This is a genomic window from Acinetobacter sp. YH16042 (assembly GCF_013417245.1).
In the GTDB taxonomy this organism is placed as follows: domain Bacteria; phylum Pseudomonadota; class Gammaproteobacteria; order Pseudomonadales; family Moraxellaceae; genus Acinetobacter; species Acinetobacter amyesii.
The window spans coordinates 1-22,678 of sequence record NZ_VPEJ01000003.1; the positions used below are offsets into that span (position 1 = coordinate 1).

Genomic DNA, 22,678 nt, shown 5'->3' on the forward strand with positions numbered 1-22,678 from the left:
GCAAGAGCAGAACCACGGATTACTGGAGTGTCGTCGCCTGGGAAGTCATAAGTAGAAAGAAGTTCACGAACTTCCATTTCTACTAATTCAAGAAGCTCTTCGTCGTCAACAAGGTCGCATTTGTTTAAGAATACAACGATGTAAGGTACACCTACCTGACGAGAAAGAAGGATGTGTTCACGAGTTTGTGGCATTGGACCATCAGTCGCAGCACATACAAGGATCGCACCATCCATTTGCGCAGCACCAGTAATCATGTTTTTAACATAATCGGCGTGACCTGGGCAGTCTACGTGAGCGTAGTGACGGATTGGAGAATCGTATTCTACGTGTGAAGTATTAATTGTAATACCACGTGCTTTTTCTTCTGGTGCAGAGTCGATTGCAGCGTAATCTTTCGCTTCACCACCGAATTTTTTTGCACATACAGTTGCAATCGCAGCTGTTAAAGTCGTTTTACCATGGTCAACGTGACCGATTGTGCCCACGTTAACGTGTGGCTTATTACGTTCAAACTTAGCCTTAGCCATGCTTTTCTTCCTCGTTTACGTCGAACACAATTCTGAGTAAAACCCAGCTCCGACATATCGCCTAAAAAAATAAACACCCAATACTTGAAAAGCAGACTAAAAAGCCTGCTTCTGGAATCTTGCGCAACATTTAAAGTTGCTAAACTGTAAAATCTGGAGCTCTTATCGAGATTTGAACTCGAGACCTCTCCCTTACCAAGGGAGTGCTCTACCACTGAGCTATAAGAGCAAATATAAGCACTTCAATAGATATGGAGCGGGAGACGAGGGTCGAACTCGCGACATGTAGCTTGGAAGGCTACCGCTCTACCAACTGAGCTACTCCCGCACGATGTTGGTACAAACCACTTATTGAAGTCTTAAAATTGGTGGTGAGGGAAGGATTCGAACCTTCGAAACTTTCGTAGCGGAGTTACAGTCCGCCCCCTTTGACCGCTCGGGAACCTCACCATTTTACACTTACTTCAGTGCCGTTCTTTCTACTCACTCTCAAACTCTCTAAGATGGTGCCGGCACACGGATTCGAACTGTGGACCTACTGATTACAAGTCAGTTGCTCTACCAACTGAGCTATGCCGGCGTTTCTTAGTGTTTCGTACGTTTCGTATCGGAACGGTGTGCAGTTTAGCAAATCTTGAAATCCTTGCAAGTGTTTTTTCTAAAAAAAACGTGAAAAACTCATAAAATCAATCCATTTGATGATAATTCAACCGCTTTTATCACTGCGCGAGCTTTTATTTGGGTTTCATTCCACTCTGATTCAGGATTTGAGTCATAAACTACCCCTGCTCCAGCTTGAACATAGACCTTATTTTCTCGAATTACACAGGTACGAATCGCAATCGACATGTCCATTTCACCATGCCAGCCTAAATAACCAACAGCACCACCAAAAATTCCACGTTTTACTGGTTCAACTTCGTCAATAATTTCCATAGCACGGATTTTTGGTGCGCCTGAAAGCGTGCCCGCAGGGAATGTTGCCTTAAAAACATCCAAAGCATCGACATCATCACGTACTTCACCTTGCACATTTGACACAATGTGCATGACATGCGAATAACGTTCGATCACCATTTGATCAGTCACGTGAACTTTACCGATTTTAGAAACGCGTCCAACATCATTTCGCCCCAAATCGATCAACATCAAATGCTCTGCAATTTCTTTTTCATCAGATAGCAAATCTTTTTCTAGCGCTAAATCTTCTTCTTTTGTTTTACCCCGTGGTCGCGTTCCCGCCAAAGGACGAACTGTTGCCACACCATTTTCTAAACGGGACAAAATTTCAGGTGATGAACCGACGATATGAAAAGGAATGTCATTTTCTAGTGTCTGCCCTTGCACCAAGAACAAATATGGCGATGGATTGAGGTGACGTAGTGCACGATAGACCTGCAAAGGCTCACCATCAAAATCGGATACCATACGATGGCCCGGCACAACCTGCATCACATCACCGGCCTTAATGTACTCTTTTACTTTCGCAATAGAATCAATAAAATTGTCATGTCCAGTGATGGATTCAAACTGTGGTGCAGTATGCTTATTTGCTTTGAGTGCAATTGGGGTTGCCAAAAGTTCTTCTAGCTCATCCAATTGTTGCTGCGCCTTGGTATAGGCCTCAGCATCATTTACATCGGCATGCACAATTAAGAATAAGGTATCCTTAAGGTTATCAAAGACGATGACGGTTTTTGATAGCATCATCCAAATATCCGGAATCCCGACCGGGTCAGCTTCTGGAACGTTATTGAGCTTTGGTTCGATATAACGTACAGCATCATAACCAAAGTATCCAACCAATCCACCGGTAAAGCTCGGCAACGCTGGCAAATCTTGCTGTGTAGGCACTTTATATTGTGCTTGGAAGTCACGAATGTATTGAAATGGGTCAGCACATTGTTGTTTTTCAACCGAGCCATCAGCATGTTGAACGGTCAACTGCCCTTCATTACACGAAAATACGGTGGACTCGCCCAAGCCAATAATGGAGTAACGCGCCCAGTTTTCGCCACCCTCTACAGATTCAAATAAATAGGCTTGTTTATGTTGTTTTAATCGCGCAAAGACAGAAAGTGGAGTTTCTGTATCTGCCAAGCGCTGACGATATACCGGAATCAAGTTATATCCAGCAGTTTTCAGTTGTTCAAATTGAGTTTGTGTAGTCATTTGGGTTTCTCTATATTTCGCGTGGTCAATTTCAGTTAATTTCTTCTCATGCTGATTGAGTGACGCCATCGAAAACCTACACACTTGCTCATTTTCACTTCCTTAACCCTACTTATTTCAACCCAATAATTCTTTTAAGTTATCAACCACGTGCTGCGGCTGACAATCTCGAATATTTTCACCATGATTATAGCCATAGCTGACCACAATACAATCAATACCCGCACGACGTGCTGCCTCTACATCATTGACAGAATCACCCACCATCAAAATTTGCTGTTTCGGCAAGGCATAATGCTCCGCACAATACTCTAGCTGCTTGGGATGTGGTTTACGCTCTTCAAAACGATCTCCGCCAATCACATCATCAAAGTATTCATGCATACCTAGTGCCTGCACAATACTGCGTGCCGGTTGCTCTGGTTTATTGGTCACACAAATCAGAATTTTCTCTTCTGCTTTTGCCCAATCCAAGAACTCTAGAATGCCGTCAAAGGGCTGCGTCAAAACACAAGGATCTGCATTGTAAATCTTTAGAAAAGTTTCCAGTAAAAGATGGTGCTGTGCGGCATCCACCTTCCCGGTCAAGTATTCAAGTACGCTATGACAAAACAATGAAGTTCCTTTCCCAATCCAGTTTCGCACCTGCGCTTCTGTGACCAACGGTAATTGCAACGCATTTAAACTCATATTCATCGCACGATGTAAGTCAGATGCTGAATCGACTAGCGTTCCATCCAGATCAAATAAAATCATTTGGCGTTCTGCTAAACGAACTTCAAACATAATGTCCCTCTATTTTTTTGTAAATTTTCCCCATAAAAAAGGCATGCCCATGCATGCCTTTTGAGGAATGTCTCGGTTTATTTAAACAAGACCCATGCAATAATTGCAAGAATGATTAAAACAATGACTGAGATTAAGCCCACAGAGGCATTTTTTTGCGCTTCACGCTCTTGCTCTACACATGTCGCTGGAATTTCTACATCACATGCTTCATTTTTCGGAACAGCAGTTACGTCAATTCCCTCAGGAATTGGTGCAGGTTTAGGCACATCTACATTGGTCGGCATACCATCACGAGTCAATTGAACTGAGCTATCTCGCTCTTTCAACTCTGGCATACCTTGATCATTCATTTGTTGTGCTGCGGTTTTAACGACAGGCTCTTGTGCCTTAGTCTCAGACGTGTTTGCTACAGACTCTTGTGCCACATTTTCAGAAACTGCAACAGCTTCAGACGGCTGCTGAACAGGTGTAATTTCTTCTGTTTGCAACGCTTCAACGCTTTGTTCAATATCCGCTGGGATCTGAACAGCTTTAGCTGGAGCCAATAAACTAAACTTCACACTGGCAAACTGTACAATATCACCTTCTTTTAAAAGTGATTCACCAGTCAAACGGACATCATTAATAAACGTCCCATTAGATGAATTGAGATCTTGCAACCAGAGTGCCTGATCTTTCAGTACAAAGGCAGCATGTTTACGCGATACATCAGATTCTTGCAAAACAATATCTGCTTGTTGATGACGCCCCACCAACATATCTCGCTCAATACTAATTTCTTGTCCTGTTAAATCACCAGAAATTGCTTGAATTTTCCAAGTCATGAAGTTAATTCTCTATTGCTCGTTTTTTTCATCATAGCATGCAGTGGTTTCAAAGCTAAACCACTCTGCTGTCTAACCTAAGGCATGCCCACCACTTTGCCATTCGGTACGGTAATGGTTTGGCGCTTCACCGTAGGTTCAATGGCGACTGGCGTGGAGACCACTGCCGCTGGCTGTGTCATTTGTGGTGCTGTCGGTACCGTCTTATACACAGGGGCTGGCGCTGTACCTTTTGAAACAGGTATGCGCTGTTGATACACATCGTCCACATTTTCAGGTAATTTCGCAAAATTACCGTCATTATCCAATGCCAGTTGCAGACTATAGAGCTGACTGTAGCGCTGCTGAGACATTTTCTTCACATCAGCAGAATTTCCAACAATAGTCGGATGAATAAAGATCAGCAAATTACGTTTACTGTTGGATTTTCCTTCCGAGCTAAAGAGTTTGCCGAGTACAGGAATAGCCCCTAGCCCCGGAACCGATTGACGCCCATGCAATGTATTGTCAGAGATCAAACCACCCAACACAATCGTTTGACCATGCTCTGCCAAGATCGAGGTTTTGATCGCACGTTTAGTCGTAACCAAGTCCGACGCTTGACCTTTATTGTCTTTTACATCAGAAACTTCTTGCTCGACCTCTAAACGCACCGAACCGCCGTCGCCAATATGCGGCACAACTTTCAAAGTAACACCGACATCTTTACGCTCAATCGATGTATATGGATTGGCTGTACCACCATTGGTGGTGACCGAGCCTGTCACAAATGGAACGTTCTCACCCACCACAATATAGGCTTCTTCGTTATCCATCGTCACAATAGACGGTGTAGATAATAGATTCGATTTAGTTTTTTCTTTTAAGGCCTGAATCATCGCACCATAGAGTTTGCGCGAACCATCACTGCCTTCACGATAATCACCAAGAACTAAAGAAGTACCCGCACTCACCGCGCTACCCGCACCCGCAGCACCACCAGTTAAATAACCTGCGGCAATATTTTTTAAACTAGAACCAAAATTATCAAAGTTAATTAAGCCGATACCACTACTGATATCACCCAACGCCCATTGCACACCGAGCTGATCGGTATCCGTGCCTTCAACTTCAATAATCGCCGCTTCGATCAGCACTTGCTGACGACGAATATCGAGCTGTTGAATCGCAGACTCAATTTCACGCATGAGCTGCGGATCTGCTTTCACAATCAGTGCATTTTGTGTGGCATCGGCAATAATACTCACGCCATTGGCATTAAAACTTGAAATACCGTTTTGCGTATTATTGGAAGAGTTATTACTGTTGAGGTTAATACCTGAACTGGTGTTATTTTGTGAACTGAATGACTGTGAATTTGAACTGTTACTATCATTCATTAAACTGTTCATCGTGCTGCTATTTGAGCTATTCGATGAATTCGTACTCGAAACGGCCTGCCCCGTGACCAAGCCTTGTAAGATTTCCGACAAGTTTTTTGCACTTGCATACTTTAGACGAAAAACTTTCAATCCACCCAATCGATCTGCCGCAGGCACATCTAAGGTCTCAATAATCTTACGAATACGCTTACGTGTCGCTGTATCACCTTTAATGATAATACGATTGGTTCGATTGTCCGCGATAATACGAATTCGTGAACCTTTCGGGTCTTTTGATGCGCCGGTCGAACTCATCGACTCTAACAGCCCAATCATTTCTTCGGCCTGACTCGATTGCAGCGTCACGGCTTCGATATCATTTTGACCCGTTCCATCTAAATTACGAATAATCGTTTCGAGCTGGTAAATATTACTAGCACGGTCTGAGACGATCAGCGCATTGGTCCCCGCCACTGCTGACAAATGTGCAAATTGCGGCATCAGTGGACGTAGGGCTGGAATTAAGTCGTTGGCATTGGTGTTATCAAGCCAAATTACTCGGGTGACAATTTGGTCTCCAGACGCACGGTGGCGCGCATCATAAGGAATGCCCGAGCTTTTTACATTACTGTCTGGAACCAGTTTAATGGTGTTGCCCGATGGAATCGCCACCACGCCATTGACATTCAATACACCGAGAAACAGGTCATAGACTTCATTTTTATTTAAAGGCTTATTGGAAATAACCGTTACATTTCCTCGTACCCGTGGGTCAACTGCAAAATTTTTCCCCGTGATATCTGCGACTTCATTAATGAATGCCGTAAGATCTGCATCACGTAAATTGATTTTCCATGTTTGTGCATAACTTGCTGTGCTGACCATAGCAACCAAGGGCACCATGGCATAGGCAGCTAAAGTTGAACGGTTATTATTAAATAAAGCCATATACGCCTGTGTTTCCTAACCCTATAAAGTGATGAAACATCACTAAAAATCCTGTTGTATGGTCATCACTTGATCACCACGTTTGACTTCAAGTTTCACCTGCCCTTCACGGCGGGCTTGTTCTAATAATTGCGCCTCAGATTGTCCTGCACCGACTGCCTGCCCATTTAAAGACATGATGCGGTCACCCGGTTGCAAACCCAATTTATTTCTCAAGGCAGCAGGTGTTCGATTTGAAATCTCAAACCCACCATTACCTGATGGATTCACCCCCATTTCCTGCAGATATTGCTCACGATTTTCTGTCATGCGTTGTACGGCCTGACCAATCGCGGACTGCGTCGTGCCTTGCCCTGAATTTGCAGGATTAGCTGCATTTTGCATGCTGTTATTTTGCAAAGATCCGCCTGATGTTGCATTGGCTGTAGGGACAATCGGTTGATCTAATCCGTTTTCAATACCTTGGAACGCTAATTCACGCCGTGCACCATTACCCTGCGTTAAAATCACCTTATCCCAATAAACTTCAGCCAGTTGATATGATGAACCTTGAATGGTTTCTCCAACCAAGTAGCGATCTGAACTCTCATTGACCTTAATCACTGCCGACGAGTAGCGACTTGGCTGTCCAACCACCACACCTTGTAACACCATATTTAACTGCGCGTCAGCTGCTGAACTGCGGTTTTCCTGAAACAAGGCAAAAGAGCTAATATTAGGAACTTGCGTTTGCTGTGAACCCAATTCAACTCGGTCTAACTGCATGGCTTGTGGCGGTGCAATCAATAACCAAAATAAAGCGGCTAACTTCCAGCACAAGTACAAAATTATTAAAACCAAGACCACAGGTGCAAGTCGATCTGTTTGCTTCCAATTGATCTCGCGGATTTTTTCGAAATAGTCAGCCATCAGTTCACCCCACTCAATAGGGGTTGACGCGAACTAATCACATACGTATCTAATCCTGCCTTACCTTCATAGGAAGCAACATTCATCAAAAAGCGCTGGGTTAATTGCACATCCAACATGAGGTCTGGCTCAAGTGACATATTCATCATTTTTTGTTCACGTTGATCTCGAACATCAATCGACAATTTGCCATTATCGTCTTTTAATTGAGCCAACATGGCAGGCACATTCATTGACTCTTGACGCTGTGCAAAGCTAAATGATAAATCCCCACCTGCCCACTGTATCTCGCCTGATGAACGACTAAATCCCTGTTGTGGCTTATATTTAAACTGCACATCTTTTAATTGAATGGCATTCATTGGCCATTGCCAATCGGCAAAACTTTTTAAGGTTTCAGGAGCAATTTGACCCTCTAAGTTTTTAATACTAATACTTTTACCAAAACCATACCCCATCACACCTTGTAGTTTGGTATTGCCACTATGAATTTCAACATTTGCACCCAAGCGTAATAAAATCAAATCCCACGGGCGTGTGTTCCAGTTTAACGAGCCTTTCAAATTTCCTCGTGTCCAATCTGCTTGCCCATGCCAAATATTGCCACTGACGTTATGTAGCATTTGGTTATTTTTATAAAACTTTGTAATGAGCCACGCTGCTGGCACTTGCAGCATAACGAAAATTAAAAAACTGATCGCAGCAAAAATGAGCCACCGAATATTATTAGTCTTATTGATCATCCCACCACAACCGATCCATCAATTTTTTTCCATCATTTAAACATTTTTCTTTATAGACACATTATGCATACTTTTTCTGCATAGCCAATTCAAAGAGATAAAAAAACCAGGCATTTGCCTGGTTTAATTATCCTGAACTCAGGATATGACGATTTCATGAATTATTCTTAAATTAAGAAGTCTTCTAGTTTCGCGCCTTTTTCTAGCTCAGCCACTAACCAACGCGGTTGTTTACCACGACCAGTCCAAGTGTCATCTGCATTAGTTTTGCTACGGTAACGTGGCTCAACCGCTTTACGCGTTGATTTTTTACGTTTGCTTGAACCAAATTCAAGGATTTGTTCAACGCTTAAATCTAAATTTTCTGCAATTTCAACAATACGGTTATACGCATCTTCAATCGCTTGATCTTTTTTAGATGCAATCAGTGCTTCAGCTTCTACTTGAAGCTTCTTTAACTCTTCAACTGATAAATTACTAATATCAGGCATAATCTTTAACTCCGAAATTTCATTTTAATAATGCTTATGAAAACTCGCTCATAATATTATAATAAAATTTTTATTCAATAAATAATTTTCATTTTACTACAATATTTTAACACGACTTCTTAAAATATATAAAGTTAAATTGTATTTAAATATTATTTCCCACTGAAATCTCTAAAGCTTTTATTTTGGTCTTTATACTTTCTGGAATTGAAGTTTTTTGTAGGGTCATTTTATCCACGCACACAATAACTGCATCGCCTGTTGCAACGATTTTTTGTTGCTTTTCACTCCATAATATATAACTCATACGAAATGCACTATTCCTTAATTCTTCAACGCGCGTTGCCACTTTTAAAATATCAGGATAAATCACGGGGCTTAAATATTTACACTGGCTTGAAGCCACAACCGTAACCACAGACTGATCAAATATATCCAACTGGTCTAAATAACCAATCCGCGCACTTTCCATATAACGATAATAATGCACGTTATTTACATGCCCAAAAGCATCCATATCCCCCCAAGCGACGTGTTGAGTATGAACCAATGAATATTGAGCTAAATCTTCTTGCATATAATGTCCTTATATTCGAATTTCCATAAAATTGGCATTATTTTCAAATATTAAATTTAATTGTTTGATCAAGTCATCCTGCTGATTTAAGGCTGACTTGATGCGTAAATAACTCATTAATACATCATTTGGATATAATTCTAACAATGCATCTGCTTCAGCTTGACGTGCTGTCGCTTGGTAAATATTCCATTTTGCAAAACTAAAAACAGGCAGCGCAGGATACTTTTCTTCCCAACGTTGAATCTGCTGTTCTACAGCCACATAGTCAGGGTTTTGCTTCAGCATTTTTTGCTGGAACCACAAAAAGAACACTTCTTTGTTAAATTGCTGTTCCAGCAAATGAATGGCCAATTGCTCATGCTCCTGACTCATCTCTGGCATACGAGACAAGACTTTTAACCAAAGCACTTTGACCGCATATTTACGCTCTGTGATTTGATCTTGTAAATCCAAATAACGCTGCTTTAAATACTGTAAGTCATCGACATCAGCTTGATCAAACGCTGATAATAATTGCTCCAACCAAGCTTGTTTTGTCAGCTCATCTAAATGTCCATAACGTGTCGAACGCAAATACAACCAAGGAAACTGCAACGCAAACATGCCCCATAGCGTGGTTAGGCGCTGCTCATAGGCACTACTGACTTTTTGCAACCATGGCGATAGTTCATGTTGATTTAAAAATTCAAGATGCGTTAAAGCCTTTTCACCCTCTTGTTGAGATAAATAAATTTCAATCCGTTGCAATTCTGCAAGCTCAAAAGCCATTGGATTGGTCTGAGTTAATGCATTTAATGCTGTTTCATATTGTTGCTGAATCCAATATAAACGCGCATCGATCACCCCTTTTAATAATCCAGACTCAGTAAAAGCTTGCTGAATAAAGTTTTTTTGATCTTGCGCAGCATTTAAAAGCCAAATGACAGCCAATTGCTCATAGGGATGTAGTTTATTAAAACTAAAGACTGTTTCAGATTTACGCTGTTCTCGACTTAAATAGCGTTTAACCGCATACCAAAGCATTTGCACGAACAAACTCAGTAGTGCCAGCAATAATGCTAAAAACCAAATATTAGATTGAACTTGCCATTCACGCCAGTATAAATAGACATAGCCTGCACCATGTCCAAAACTCAGCAAACTAATAATGGCAACAACCAATAAGCTAATAAATAAATAGGCCAATAAAATATGTTTCATAGTCGATTATCCTATGAGTGCCCGAGTATTTAATAGCGGTACAGAAATAACCGGAATGTCCTTTAATTGTTCTAAACGTTGGCGTATTGGTTTTAATGAAGCATCTGGCAATTGCTGCATAATTTGCATAATTTCAGTGATTTCTTGTTGAAATTGAGGATATTGTCCTTGATTTAAAACTTGCTGAGCCAAAATTAAACGTAACTGCATTTCTTTTAATACCAAGCTACGCTGCATTAATACGGGACTTGGTTGTTCGACTGATTCGACTTGAATCCATTTTTGCCAAAAAGAAAGACCTTTTTGCTGCTCTTTAGAACTATAGGGCTTTAATATTTCTTTTTCTAACAATTGATCGATCGATTGCAGAGTATTTTTCACTTTATCAGATTGCAACTGACGCTCTGTCACATATTGCTTTAAGGTCTCACGGTCTTTTTGAATCACCTGATGCAAACTCATACGCAGTGCAGGTGCCAAGCTCAACTGATCTAATTGTTGGTCTAATTGGTTTAATTTTTCCAAAGCGACAGCAAATTGTTGTTGCTGCATGGCAAATTCAACCAAATCAAGTTGCTGGCCCACAACCATCATTGGCTCAATACTATGGGTCGCCTCAGCAGCAATCGAAGCATTCGATGTCGTTGCAGCCGCCATCTCGGTCGTTGTGCCATTCAACTGGCGTTTCAAAGCCACGACCTGATCATTCAAACCTGCATTGCGCTGTTGCAATAAAGTTTGTTGTTGCATCAGTTCGGTTTGTTGAGCATTGACCTGAAACAAGTCAAAACTGAGTTTAGCCAACCAAAGTACGGCGAAAATGACCACAACGACAAACAACTTCTTCATGTATTTCCCTGCACGACTTGCACATGCTGCAATATGTGTGTCGCGTTTAAATCTTCGAGTTGAATAATTTTAAAATCTTTGTTCAGTGTTATACGACTTTGCTCAAGTAGCTCGAACAACCTTACACCTAAAACTAAAAAATGTGCATGACTCAGCACTGATAAATGCGACTGAATCAAGTCAAGCCAATTGAGCCAACTGGCCTCACTGGTGATCAACATACAATACAGAGATGACAACTGATGTTCAGAAATAAGTGTTTTTACTTTTTGAGTGGTCTCTTCCGGTAGATGCCGTTCGTATAGCACAAAATTGAGAATCTGAATGCCACGTGCTAGCAACTGCTGCATCATAAATTGACGACCACCTTCACCGCGCCAAAACGCTACACAAGCCCCGGCCTCTAATTGTTCTAAATGGCTTAAGGTGAGCATTCCCTCTGAGGTTTCCACCTGCGGCACAACACTGTGAATGCCATAATCAGCCAGCTTTGCTGCGGTTGCGTCACCGACTGCAATCCATTGAGTATGTTCGAGCTGTTCAAGTGAAATGCCTGCCTTACGCAGACCTTGTATACCAAAGGTGACCGCAGAGGGGCTCACCACAACCAATACATCCGCAGCACTCAACTGGGCGTAGCACGCTGCCAATGCTTCTGACCATGCCCGCGGCTTGAGCTCAAGTAATGGAAGCTCAGCCACAGCAACACCCGCAGAGCGCAGCGTCAAGCTAAGCTGCGCTGCACGATCTGTCGGACGTGTATTGATAAAAAGCATGTATTAATACAGTGCCTTTAAAATTTCACCGGCACCTTGGGCTAACAAGTCTTGGGCCAATTTGACACCGAGCTGTTCAGCCTGTTCGGGAAGACCTACTTGCTGTGCTTTCAACAAGGTTTGACCGTCAACACTACCGACTCGACCTTCCAAATGAATCTGACCATTTTCTAAGGTTGCATAACCTGCAATCGGTACTTGACAGCCACCTTCTAGATATGCATTAAAAGCACGTTCTGCACGTACACAAGAATTGGTCTCTGTATGCATTAAGGGCAAAATTAAATCCAATACAGCTTGATCTTGGCTACGACATTCTAGGCCCAATGCACCTTGTCCAACTGCAGGTAAACTCACAACAGGCTCAAGAGTATGACGAATACGCTCTGCTAAACCCAAACGCTTTAGCCCTGCACTCGCCAAAATAATCGCATCATAGTTACCCGCATCGAGTTTAGATAAACGCGTACCCACATTGCCACGCAGATCAATAATCTCAAGATCAGGACGTTGTTTTAAAATTTGGCATTTGCGGCGCAAGCTCGATGTCCCCACCTTCGCACCTTGTGGTAAATCATCAAAACTGTTATAGGTATTTGAAACGAAAGCATCTAATGGATCTTCACGCTCACAAATCACGGCCAAGCTTAAACCTTCAGGCAAGGCCATCGGCACATCTTTCATCGAATGAACTGCTAAGTCTGCACGACCATCCAACAACGCCGCTTCTAATTCTTTTACAAATAATCCTTTTCCCCCAATTTTGGCTAAAGGGGTATCTAGAATCTTGTCACCTTGGGTCACAAAGGTCACCAACTCAACTTTCAAATTTGCATGAAGTGCTTCTAAGCGTGCACGAATATGTTCCGCCTGCCAAAGTGCAAGCGGGCTTTGTCGAGTTGCGATCTTAAGGATATTCATAAATTTTAAAATACAGTCTATAGGGCTATTATTCTAAACTTAACTTGCTCAGTTGAAAATGCAAGCTTAATTCGCAATGTACTTTGACCCTTGCCCTATAATTTTTGTATTCGCTCACGCAAATTCGGTAAATGTCGACGGCTGACCGCCAAACGTTCTTCTAAATCTCGACAACGCACTTGATATTGCCCTGAGCTTATAACCTCTAAACCATCTAAAAAGCTCACAGACACCAAGGCATTGCGATGAATGCGTATAAAACGATCACCAAATTCATGCTCTAAATCTTTCAGCGTTTCATCAATGAGTACGCTGCCATTTTTGTGCCGAACAGTGACATATTTCTGATCTGCAAGAAAATAGTAAATATTTTCCACAGGGACCAGTTCTACACCACGATAGGTCTTTGCCGCGATTTGATGACGGCTGATTTTAATTTCGTCCATATTTTCTTTTTGTTTTATCGTGCTCAATTGAGCTTGGGTTAATTTAGTTAAATGATCTAAAACCTGCTGCAATTCCTGTTGCATAACTGGTTTTAGTAAATATCCCTCTGCATTCGATTTAAATGCATCAAGTGCATGATGATCATATGCAGTGCAAAAAATAATAGCGGGCATGGGGTCTAATTCACGCAACAATTTCGCGCAAGTCAACCCATCCATTTCAGGCATTTGTATATCTAGTAAGATGACATCAGGCTCGAGGCTTTGAGCCAAGTCAATCGCTTGTTGACCATGTGAAGCTTTCGCAACCACTTGATGTCCAAGTTGAGTGACTAAACGTGACAATCGCTCTACTGCTAGAGGCTCATCATCACAGATTAGGATGTCCATTTCTCCTCCTTATCTCGTTAACGTCATTTATTTTTATTGGTCAACTGAGATTTCTATTTATATTGATATTGCACCACAGTCGTATACATTCCCTCGCCTGCGTAGGTTTGAAAAGTGACATGCTGACCATAATATGCCTCAAGTCGCTGTTTCACGTTTTCGATGGCAATACCATTCCCCTGACGTAATTTAATTGTATCCTGTGTATAAGGATTTGTAATAACGATATTAATTTGATTTTGTAATATTTCAATCAATATATTTATCGTACTCTTTGTCAAAATCTTTTCGACTCCATGAAAAATACTATTTTCTAACAAAGGTTGTAAAGTTAATAGTGGAATTTGTACTTGAGCGTACTGTTCAATGTCGGCCAGTTTCCACTCCACATTGAGCCGATCCCCCAATCGCATTTGTTCGATGGCCAAATAACGCTGACACAGATCGATCTCATCTTTGAGACTCACTAGCTTCAATTCTTGAAAACTCGCACGGAACAAACGCGATAAATTCAGCAGCATTTGCTCCGCTTTATCTGGGTCAATCGCAATCAAGCTAATCACATTGTTTAAGCTATTAAATAAAAAATGCGGATGAATCCGAGCTTGCATCGCCTGAATACGTGCGTTTAATTCACTATGATGTTGTCGCCCCCACTGCTCTCTTAAATATAAATATCGAAAACAAAATGCGCCAAGTAAAACCCCATAGCTCAGATTTAAAACTACACCAGCAGCTAAAACGTCTGCACTCAAGCCAGTTAAACTGAAATTTTCACCAAAATAGATCAAGACATTTAAAATTAAGGTGGTGAACAACACCAAAGCTTGCAATAAAACAAACCCGCTAAACATGAGCATTTTCATGCTTAAACCACGCGTCTTACTCTGCAAAAGCTCTGAAAATGCAGCAAATGCCAATAAAATCCAGTTAATAAACAACACATGCTGCATAACACTCGAAAAACTTAAGGCATGCCACGATTGAGCTTGGGCCAAGGCCAAGACCAAAGCCACGATATTGCCCGCAAGAAAAAGCTCCCACAGATAGTGCCAACGGCCCATTTTTCCTGAAAATACTGAAATTGTCATAGACCTAAACCCTGTCTAAAAGTTTGATCAACTTGCCCTTCGGCAACTGGGTTCGAATTTGCTATACTCTTGCTCAGTTCTATGCTTTTTATCTTATTGAGCCGACATGACCACATCTTCTAATTCCTCAAATCCGTCACAAGCCCAAACTTCAGGCATGTGGGGCGGTCGTTTTTCCGAAGCTACTGACGCTTTTGTTGCTGAATTTACAGCATCTGTACAGTTTGACCAACGCTTTTATAAACAAGATATTGCAGGTTCAATTGCACATGCAACCATGCTTGCAAAAGTTGGCGTTCTAACTGAACAAGAGCGTGACGATATTATTAATGGCTTAAACACCATTAAAGCAGAAATTGAAGCGGGTAACTTCGAATGGCGCATTGACCTAGAAGATGTGCACATGAATATTGAGTCACGCTTGACTCAACGTATCGGTATTACAGGTAAAAAACTACACACCGGTCGTAGCCGTAATGACCAAGTTGCAACCGATATCCGTCTGTATGTTCGCGACGAAATCGATGCGATTTTAGAATTATTGCAAAAATTACAAAAAGGTATCTTGGGCTTAGCGGCGAAAAACACCAATACTATCATGCCGGGCTTCACGCATTTACAAACTGCACAGCCAGTGACTTTTGGCCACCACTTAATGGCGTGGTTTGAAATGTTGGTTCGTGACTCAGAGCGTTTAATTGACTGCCGTAAACGGACCAACCGCATGCCTTTAGGTTCTGCTGCACTTGCTGGAACAACCTACCCGATCGACCGCGCATTCACTGCAGAATTACTAGGTTTTGAAGCCGTTGCAGAAAACTCTTTAGATGCTGTGTCTGACCGTGACTTCGGTATTGAATTCAATGCTGCGGCATCACTCATCATGATGCATTTATCACGTATGTCAGAAGAAATGATTCTTTGGACATCGGCTCAGTTCAAATTTGTAAACATTCCTGACCGTTTCTGCACTGGCTCGTCAATTATGCCGCAAAAGAAAAACCCAGACGTTCCTGAGTTGATCCGTGGTAAAACTGGCCGTGTATATGGTGACTTGATGAGCCTATTGACCCTGATGAAAGGTCAACCATTGGCATACAACAAAGACAACCAGGAAGATAAAGAACCACTATTCGATGCAATTGATACTGTTCGTGGCTCACTCATGGCATTTGCCGACATGATTCCTGCACTAGTACCAAACATTGACATCATGCGTGAAGCAGCACTTCGTGGCTTCTCAACTGCAACTGACCTTGCCGACTACCTCGTTAAAAATGGCGTAGCATTCCGTGATGCGCATGAAATTGTGGGTAAAGCAGTTGCTCTTGGTGTTCAAGAAGGCAAAGACCTTTCAGAATTAACCCTTGAGCAACTTCAACAATTCTCTGACTTGATTCAAGCCGATGTCTTCGAAAAAGCATTAACACTTGAAGCATCTGTCAATGCACGTAACCACATTGGTGGTACTGCACCTGCTCAAGTTGAAGCAGCAATTGAACGCGCACACGCACGTTTAGAAAAACTTTACGCATAACTTTTTCAAGTTAAATGGAGTATTGATATGTCTCGACAAGTTTTTTGCCGTAAATATCAGGCTGAAATGGAAGGTTTAGACTTTGCACCATTCCCTGGTGCGAAGGGACAAGAATTGTTTGATACGGTATCTAAACAAGCTTGGCAAGAATGGCTAAAACACCAAACTACGTTGATCAATGAAAAACGTTTAAACGTGTTTGAAGCTGACGCGAAAAAGTTCCTTGAAGAGCAGCGTGAAAAATTCTTCAGCAATGATGAATCTTTAGAAAAAGCCGAAGGCCTAAAGCCTGAGTAATTTTTAGAGCGCTGCTCTAAAAATTACGCAAGACAAGCGAAGCGCGTAGCTTCAAATCTCAAAAAGGAGTCTAAAAAGGCTCCTTTTTTTTGTGCTTAGGAGCACTGCTTTTTTTCGTAAGACAAAGATGACGTCTGTGTAAGCTTTCATTGAGAAATGATCTTTATCATTGCTGAAAAATCTTTTATCCATTGATCAATTTTATTTAAACTTAAATAGATGAATCTATTATTTAAATAATGTTAATTGTATTTTTATCATCACATATATCGATTTTTATCGTTTAAATCCAAACAAAACCTACCAAAGTTATCGGCCAATTTGTATCAAAAATTCTTAATGTAAATTTGTGATACATTTCTCAATAAAACACAACATTACACTACAATAAACTCCATGTATTTCTAAATCTGCTTTCCTATAATAGCAATCAAGAAGATGGAAACATCTTCCATAATAGCGATAAGTAACCCCGATTTTCCTTCCCAGATTTCCCCCAAAATCTGGGAATTTTTTTATCCAAAATTTGCGCTAACATCTCACATTTAACTTCAAGCTCTAATCAAATGAAGCGCTGTTCAAACTAGTCAAACCCTCAATTTTTTCTAAAAACTCGGCAATAAAAAAGCCCCGATCACGGAGCTTTTAATAACTACCTTTAAATCAAGGTTGCTTTAAATACGGCCATGCGGCTTTTAAATAAATAAACATCGACCATAACGTTAAAACTACGGCTGTATAGAGCAATCCATAGGCCAACATTTCTAGGGGTTGCCAATTTAGCAAGAACACTGAAATCGCAATCATCTGAAATGCTGTTTTATATTTACCAACGGTTGAAACCGCAACACTGGTACGCGCGCCTAATTCAGCCATCCACTCACGTAGGGCAGACACCGTGATTTCACGTGAAATAATTACAATCGCTGCAAAGGCCATCGAAATGGTCGGTTGCCATTGCACCAAAACGATCAACGCTGTTGCAACCATCAATTTATCTGCAACAGGATCGAGAAAACGTCCAAATGCTGAAGTCTGATTTAAAGTTCTTGCAAGGTAGCCATCAAACCAGTCAGTGACAGCTGCGATCACAAAAATAGCAGTCAGCAATATATGACGTGACATGCTTGCAGCATGCTCACCCACGCCCATTGCAGGTGGCCAGTACGCCACCAACAAAAACACAGGAATTAAAGCAATTCGTGCCAATGTTAAAATATTAGGAATATTCAGGATTCGACCTGTTGTCATAGACACCCCAGTTTTCCCCTCATGCACGATGAAAATGCAAAATAATTTGAGGATTTATCCATCGTTAGTTGCACTCACTTTATACGAAATGCCCCGCAGTGTCACTAGGCAAACACCGTAACAGTCTGTCGCGCAATCGCTATCAACTGGTTATTTTCATCCCATAAATGAGCATATTCTGTAGCGTATCCATCCGCTGCATAATCGGTAAATACTTTATATTTAAACCAATTATGTAAGTTTGATTGCAAGGGATGTACATAAGTCAATGTCCACGTTAAAGAACTCGCAGGTGCCATGGTTTTGTACATAGGCAGTACACCGGGCGGCCACATATCCATCGAGACCATTAGGTCAGCAACAGTCATCTTACGGTTATCATGACGTTCTGGGTTAAAACGCATCCAACCACTAAAGTCAGGCTTTTGACTTGCTGTACATGGATACTGCCCATCTACCCAGACCAAATCCATTTGCTGAAAGCACTGGGGTGCAAGTGGATGATGTTCGGCAATCTTTAAGCTGCTCACTTCAGGAAAATCGGGTGCTTGACGCTCCTGATTGACGGCAATGCTTGATTCACGTGGAACACCAAAGCTCGCCAATAAAATGCTTTGTACGGCATCATCTTGCCAAAGTCGAACTTCGATAGTGGTGACGGATTTGCCCTGTCTTAAAATTTCAGCACTTAAACGCACGGGCGCCAATTGTACTGGCCCAACAAAGGTCACATTACAACTGAGTAAACGTCGCTGCGGATCGGCAATGGTGGCAACGGCTTTGTGCATCATCATGCCAGCCACTAAGCCGCCATAGATCGTACGTCCTTGCAACCATCCTTCTGGAATCTCAACCCATTCATTGTGTTCAATATGTTGATACAACTGTGCGAGTGACATCATCATCCCTGATCATATTTTTGATTTTTATATCATTGTATAAAAATTAAATGATGTGAATGATCAGTGACTCATGCGTCAATGATCATTTTGGCAAATTCAGGATTGACCCGTCATCGATTGGGCTTAGTTCGCGCTATTCATGCAGGATTTTATAAATGGTGCGCGCCATCACATCGCCTAAGCCCGGCACTAGTTTTAAATCATTTTCAGAAGCTTTGAGTACCCCCTGAATGCCACCAAAATGGGTCAACAGATCCCGACGACGTTTTGGCCCTAAGCCCGGAATCACCTCAAGTACCGATGAGCCACGCTTTTTATCTCGTTTCGCTCGATGTTTAGTAATAGCAAAGCGGTGGGCTTCATCACGAACCTGTTGAATCAAATGCAGGGCTTTATGGTCTTCGGGCAATTGGATTTTTTCACCATCGGTAAAGTGCAAGGTTTCCAGACCTGGTTTACGCCCCTCGCCTTTGGACACACCGACCATAAAGGCATCGAGCTCGAGCTCCTGCATGACTTCCATCGCCATGTGTAATTGACCTTTGCCTCCGTCAATTAATAGCAAATCGGGCAACATGTGCTTTTTATAACGGCGGGTCAGCGCTTGACGCATGGCAGCATAATCATCGCCTTCGGTAATGTCATTGATGGAAAATTGGCGATAGTCGCGCTTTCTTGCGCCGCCCGCATCAAAGACCACACAAGACGCTATGGTCGCCTCACCCATAGTATGAGAAATATCAAAACACTCAATACTGTCAATCGGCCGCCCAACGACTTGCTCTAACTGATGAAAGCGCTCATTCAATTCAAAATGATCAGCCAATTTACCTTTAATCGCATGTTGTACATTCATCTGTGCCAATTCTTGCCACTCTGCACGGGTTTCACGCACTTTATGTTTGATTTGAATCCGCTTTTCAAAGTGTTGGTACAACGCATCTTCCATGTCTTTACGATCTGGAATATCGACATTAATGATGAGTTCCGAAGGGATTTCGTCTGCCACCTGAAAGTAAAAATTGGCAATAAAATCTGAGAGCATTTGCCCCAAATCATCGCCCAACATGTCAGGAAAATAACTCTTTCCGCCGAGCATTTTACCATTGCGCACATGCATAATCTGCACACAGGTCACACCGGCTTGATAAGCAATGGCAATGATATCGGCCTCACCTTTGACTTTATAAATCGCTTGCTGGGTTTGTACATCACGCAGCAATGCCATACGATCACGATAAAACACCGCCTTTTCAAACTCGAGTGCTTCGGCCGCAGCTTCCATTTTCCCAATCAGCTCTTGATTAAGCTCTTTAGTGTCGCCTTGTAAAAACCGAATCGAGTTATTGACATCTTCTTTGTAATCTTCGGGTGAGATCAAACCCACACAAGGCGCGGAACAGCGTTTAATTTGGTATTGCAAGCATGGTCGTTTGCGCTGCGAAAAATAGCTATTTTCACACTGACGCACATTAAACAGTTTTTGCAGCACCACCAAAGTATCACGCGCGTTATAAGCACTCGGATAAGGCCCAAAAAACTTACCAGCTTGATGCTTACCTTTCCCACGTCCTGCGGCAATTCGTGGATAGGGTTTATCGGCAGAGATAAAAATATAAACATAAGACTTATCATCACGCAGCATGATGTTATAGGGCGGACGATGCAACTTAATCAGGTTTTGTTCGAGCAATAGGGCTTCCGTTTCAGAACGCACCACCAAACTTTCAATATCATAAATACGGGCAACCAAAGCCTGCGTCTTGGGATGCTCAATGGTTTTCACAAAATAACTCGACACACGATTTTTTAAATTCTTTGCTTTACCCACGTACAGCAACTCACCGTCTTTACCCAGCATGCGGTAAACACCGGGTAGAGTCGTCATATTGGCAAGAATTTTTTCAATATGTTCGCGTGCGTTTTCGTTCACTTTTGCCTTGTTCCGTCTTCGATATTGCTCTTTGACATGATGTGATGCTTTTACCTGCATTTTCAAGCAATCCAGCAAATTTATTGTTGCTCATAGCAATGATCTGATTGCTAAAAGCTATTAATGCAAAATTCTAAATTTGCTATGCTCAAAACATCCCGCTTTAGGAACATGATGCATGACGAACGCCAATCCCGCCATCCATGTCGTACACCCGACAACTTCGACGCATAGCACTGCTGAAAAAAACCGTTTGATGGGTAAGCCGCGTTTTCATTTTGAACCGCATGACGTTATGCAACGCCTAAAGCAACGGATCATTGGACAAGAAGCAGCATTAGACGAAATTGAAAAAATGCTGCATGTGGTCAAGGCTGATTTTTCCAGTCCAGAACGACCGCTCTCCGTAACCTTAATGCTTGGACCGACAGGTGTTGGTAAAACCGAAACCGTACGTTTAATCAGTGAAGTGATTTATGGCAGGCCTGATGCCTTTTGCCGTATTGATATGAACACGCTCGCACAGGAACATTATGCGGCTGCCATTACTGGTGCGCCTCCGGGCTATGTCGGTTCTAAAGAAGGCCATAGTTTATTTGATGAAGTTGCCATTGCAGGTAGTCATACCCGTCCGGGCATCGTGCTTTTTGATGAACTGGAAAAAGCGTCAACCGAAGTGCTTCGCGGCTTAATGAATGTGCTAGATAGCGGAAAATTAACCCTAACCTCAGGCACAAAAACCATCGACTTTCGTAATTGTATGATCTTTATGACCAGCAATGTCGGTGCACAAGCGGCACAGCAATATCTAGATAAGTTAAATTTTTTGCCCGAAAAAATACAAAAGGTTTGTCTCAAGCGCGTGCCGGTCAGCAGCATTATTGAAAAAGTCATGCAACGTAAATTCGACCCTGAATTTATTAACCGTATTGATCGTGTATTGCAATATCAACCCGTTCAAGATGATGCCTTGCCCCGTTTGGTGGAGATTGAATTGGAAAAACTTAATCAACGCCTACAACATCAAAAACGCAGTATCAAACTCACAGATGCAGCCAAAGCACATTTTTATCAGAACCATGATATTCGTTATGGCGCACGACATTTAGCACGAAAAATGCGGGTCGAGCTTGAGCCTATTTTGGCGGTGTATTTTTTGAATCATCCCGAACAAACTAAAATACACCTAGATGCACAACTTGGACAATTGGTTATTATTAAATAATTCACTGGTCTTTAAAAGGCATGCTCACATACCTTTATTCAGCATTCTTATATTTATTGGATTGGAACACCAATCGCTTTAGCAAAAGCTTGCGGATCTTTCGGTGAAACCATGACAAATTTGGTTTTGCCATCTCGAAGATATTCAATTTTTAAACGTTTAATGGAAAGCGCAGGTGCCGCAGATAAATCCTGACTTGCACTGATGCGTTGGATATCCTGCAAAGGAATCTGCCAACGTAGAAACATGCTACGGATGTTTAATTCTGTAGCGGAAATTTGATAACGTGTATTGAATATTGGCCACCACAGCAGTAATACCGTTAAAATATACACCGCGGTATGAAGAGGATATTGCTGCATCGTGCCTTTGGCTTGCATGGTGAGTAATAATTGAATGAGTAAACCGCTCATACAAACAATAAACGCCACCACCCACCAATCTTTTTTTGAACGAAAAACTTGCATCTTATCCCCCATCAACTGCTTTTATTCTATACAAGATTTTGCAGGA

Annotated in this window: 21 protein-coding genes, 4 tRNA genes and 1 pseudogene; 3 read left to right on the forward strand and 23 right to left on the reverse strand. The window is 41.9% G+C overall.

Annotation, left to right across the window (positions count from 1 at the left end):
- From FTV37_RS02710 to FTV37_RS02800, 19 genes and pseudogenes are all read right to left on the reverse strand, one after another.
- The coding region (locus FTV37_RS02710; protein WP_180062988.1) for a GTP-binding protein at positions 1 to 530 on the reverse strand (530 nt) is incomplete at its 3' end.
- A gap of 154 nt (positions 531 to 684) precedes the next feature.
- Positions 685 to 759 (reverse strand) — tRNA-Thr (locus FTV37_RS02715).
- 23 nt (positions 760 to 782) lie between these two features.
- Positions 783 to 858: transfer RNA gene (locus FTV37_RS02720), tRNA-Gly, on the reverse strand.
- Positions 859 to 896: 38 nt separating this feature from the next.
- Positions 897 to 980: transfer RNA gene (locus FTV37_RS02725), tRNA-Tyr, on the reverse strand.
- 54 nt (positions 981 to 1,034) lie between these two features.
- Positions 1,035 to 1,110 (reverse strand) — tRNA-Thr (locus FTV37_RS02730).
- Between the two features lie 98 nt (positions 1,111 to 1,208).
- Positions 1,209 to 2,702 carry an anthranilate synthase component I gene (gene trpE, locus FTV37_RS02735; RefSeq protein ID WP_078193306.1) on the reverse strand — a complete coding sequence of 498 codons (1,494 nt, stop codon included), beginning with the start codon at positions 2,700 to 2,702 and terminating at the stop codon, positions 1,209 to 1,211.
- 117 nt (positions 2,703 to 2,819) lie between these two features.
- A complete protein-coding gene (gph, locus tag FTV37_RS02740) occupies positions 2,820 to 3,488 on the reverse strand; it encodes a phosphoglycolate phosphatase (protein WP_180025946.1) in 669 nt (222 codons plus the stop codon).
- Between the two features lie 77 nt (positions 3,489 to 3,565).
- Entirely contained in the window at positions 3,566 to 4,315 is a 750-nt protein-coding gene (locus FTV37_RS02745; RefSeq protein WP_180025945.1) for an FHA domain-containing protein, read from the reverse strand.
- 77 nt (positions 4,316 to 4,392) lie between these two features.
- On the reverse strand, positions 4,393 to 6,624 hold the full coding sequence (gene gspD / locus FTV37_RS02750) for a type II secretion system secretin GspD (RefSeq protein WP_180062989.1): 2,232 nt from the start codon (positions 6,622 to 6,624) through the stop codon (positions 4,393 to 4,395).
- A gap of 42 nt (positions 6,625 to 6,666) precedes the next feature.
- Positions 6,667 to 7,533, reverse strand: coding sequence for a type II secretion system protein N (locus tag FTV37_RS02755; protein WP_180007029.1), 867 nt, complete (start codon positions 7,531 to 7,533; stop codon positions 6,667 to 6,669).
- Positions 7,533 to 8,276 (reverse strand): type II secretion system protein N, encoded by a 744-nt coding sequence (gene gspN, locus FTV37_RS02760; RefSeq protein WP_168379021.1) that lies wholly within the window; start codon positions 8,274 to 8,276, stop codon positions 7,533 to 7,535. The genes FTV37_RS02755 and gspN overlap by 1 nt, the downstream gene beginning before the upstream one ends.
- Before the next feature lie 167 nt (positions 8,277 to 8,443).
- Positions 8,444 to 8,770, reverse strand: a complete 327-nt coding sequence (locus FTV37_RS02765) for an H-NS family nucleoid-associated regulatory protein (RefSeq protein ID WP_078190459.1) — start codon at positions 8,768 to 8,770, stop codon at positions 8,444 to 8,446.
- 142 nt (positions 8,771 to 8,912) lie between these two features.
- Entirely contained in the window at positions 8,913 to 9,344 is a 432-nt protein-coding gene (locus tag FTV37_RS02770; protein ID WP_180062990.1) for a thioesterase family protein, read from the reverse strand.
- A gap of 9 nt (positions 9,345 to 9,353) precedes the next feature.
- Positions 9,354 to 10,547: a heme biosynthesis protein HemY gene (locus FTV37_RS02775; RefSeq protein WP_180062991.1), complete on the reverse strand. Its 1,194-nt coding sequence runs from the start codon at positions 10,545 to 10,547 to the stop codon at positions 9,354 to 9,356.
- 6 nt (positions 10,548 to 10,553) lie between these two features.
- Positions 10,554 to 11,396, reverse strand: a complete 843-nt coding sequence (locus FTV37_RS02780) for a hypothetical protein (protein WP_180062992.1) — start codon at positions 11,394 to 11,396, stop codon at positions 10,554 to 10,556.
- The gene (locus FTV37_RS02785) at positions 11,393 to 12,172 is read right to left on the reverse strand and encodes a uroporphyrinogen-III synthase (protein ID WP_180062993.1); all 780 of its coding nucleotides are present in this window, start codon (positions 12,170 to 12,172) and stop codon (positions 11,393 to 11,395) included. The genes FTV37_RS02780 and FTV37_RS02785 overlap by 4 nt, the downstream gene beginning before the upstream one ends.
- Before the next feature lie 3 nt (positions 12,173 to 12,175).
- Positions 12,176 to 13,093 (reverse strand): hydroxymethylbilane synthase, encoded by a 918-nt coding sequence (gene hemC, locus FTV37_RS02790; RefSeq protein WP_218947547.1) that lies wholly within the window; start codon positions 13,091 to 13,093, stop codon positions 12,176 to 12,178.
- Positions 13,094 to 13,188: 95 nt separating this feature from the next.
- The gene (locus tag FTV37_RS02795; RefSeq protein WP_180062994.1) at positions 13,189 to 13,929 is read right to left on the reverse strand and encodes a LytTR family DNA-binding domain-containing protein; all 741 of its coding nucleotides are present in this window, start codon (positions 13,927 to 13,929) and stop codon (positions 13,189 to 13,191) included.
- A 53-nt stretch (positions 13,930 to 13,982) separates the two neighbouring features.
- A pseudogene (locus FTV37_RS02800) lies at positions 13,983 to 15,136 on the reverse strand (sensor histidine kinase).
- Here FTV37_RS02800 and argH point away from each other — a divergent pair.
- Both argH and FTV37_RS02810 read left to right on the forward strand, forming a co-directional pair.
- Complete coding sequence (gene argH / locus FTV37_RS02805; protein ID WP_171262638.1) at positions 15,127 to 16,557, forward strand: argininosuccinate lyase; 1,431 nt, start codon at positions 15,127 to 15,129, stop codon at positions 16,555 to 16,557. The pseudogene FTV37_RS02800 and the gene argH sit on opposite strands and share 10 nt — an antisense overlap.
- Before the next feature lie 27 nt (positions 16,558 to 16,584).
- Positions 16,585 to 16,854, forward strand: a complete 270-nt coding sequence (locus FTV37_RS02810; protein WP_078190466.1) for an oxidative damage protection protein — start codon at positions 16,585 to 16,587, stop codon at positions 16,852 to 16,854.
- Between the two features lie 663 nt (positions 16,855 to 17,517).
- Here the strand turns inward: FTV37_RS02810 and pgsA are convergent.
- From pgsA to uvrC, 3 genes are all read right to left on the reverse strand, one after another.
- On the reverse strand, positions 17,518 to 18,105 hold the full coding sequence (pgsA, locus tag FTV37_RS02815) for a CDP-diacylglycerol--glycerol-3-phosphate 3-phosphatidyltransferase (RefSeq protein WP_180007017.1): 588 nt from the start codon (positions 18,103 to 18,105) through the stop codon (positions 17,518 to 17,520).
- 104 nt (positions 18,106 to 18,209) lie between these two features.
- Positions 18,210 to 19,004, reverse strand: coding sequence for a thioesterase family protein (locus FTV37_RS02820; protein WP_180063073.1), 795 nt, complete (start codon positions 19,002 to 19,004; stop codon positions 18,210 to 18,212).
- 136 nt (positions 19,005 to 19,140) lie between these two features.
- Positions 19,141 to 20,940: an excinuclease ABC subunit UvrC gene (uvrC, locus tag FTV37_RS02825; RefSeq protein ID WP_180063074.1), complete on the reverse strand. Its 1,800-nt coding sequence runs from the start codon at positions 20,938 to 20,940 to the stop codon at positions 19,141 to 19,143.
- Between the two features lie 178 nt (positions 20,941 to 21,118).
- On the opposite strand from uvrC, the gene FTV37_RS02830 reads away from it, so the two are divergent.
- Complete coding sequence (locus tag FTV37_RS02830; protein ID WP_180062996.1) at positions 21,119 to 22,165, forward strand: AAA family ATPase; 1,047 nt, start codon at positions 21,119 to 21,121, stop codon at positions 22,163 to 22,165.
- Positions 22,166 to 22,218: 53 nt separating this feature from the next.
- Here the strand turns inward: FTV37_RS02830 and FTV37_RS02835 are convergent, their stop codons facing one another.
- On the reverse strand, positions 22,219 to 22,632 hold the full coding sequence (locus tag FTV37_RS02835; RefSeq protein ID WP_168379012.1) for a PH domain-containing protein: 414 nt from the start codon (positions 22,630 to 22,632) through the stop codon (positions 22,219 to 22,221).
- Positions 22,633 to 22,678 lie beyond the last annotated feature (46 nt).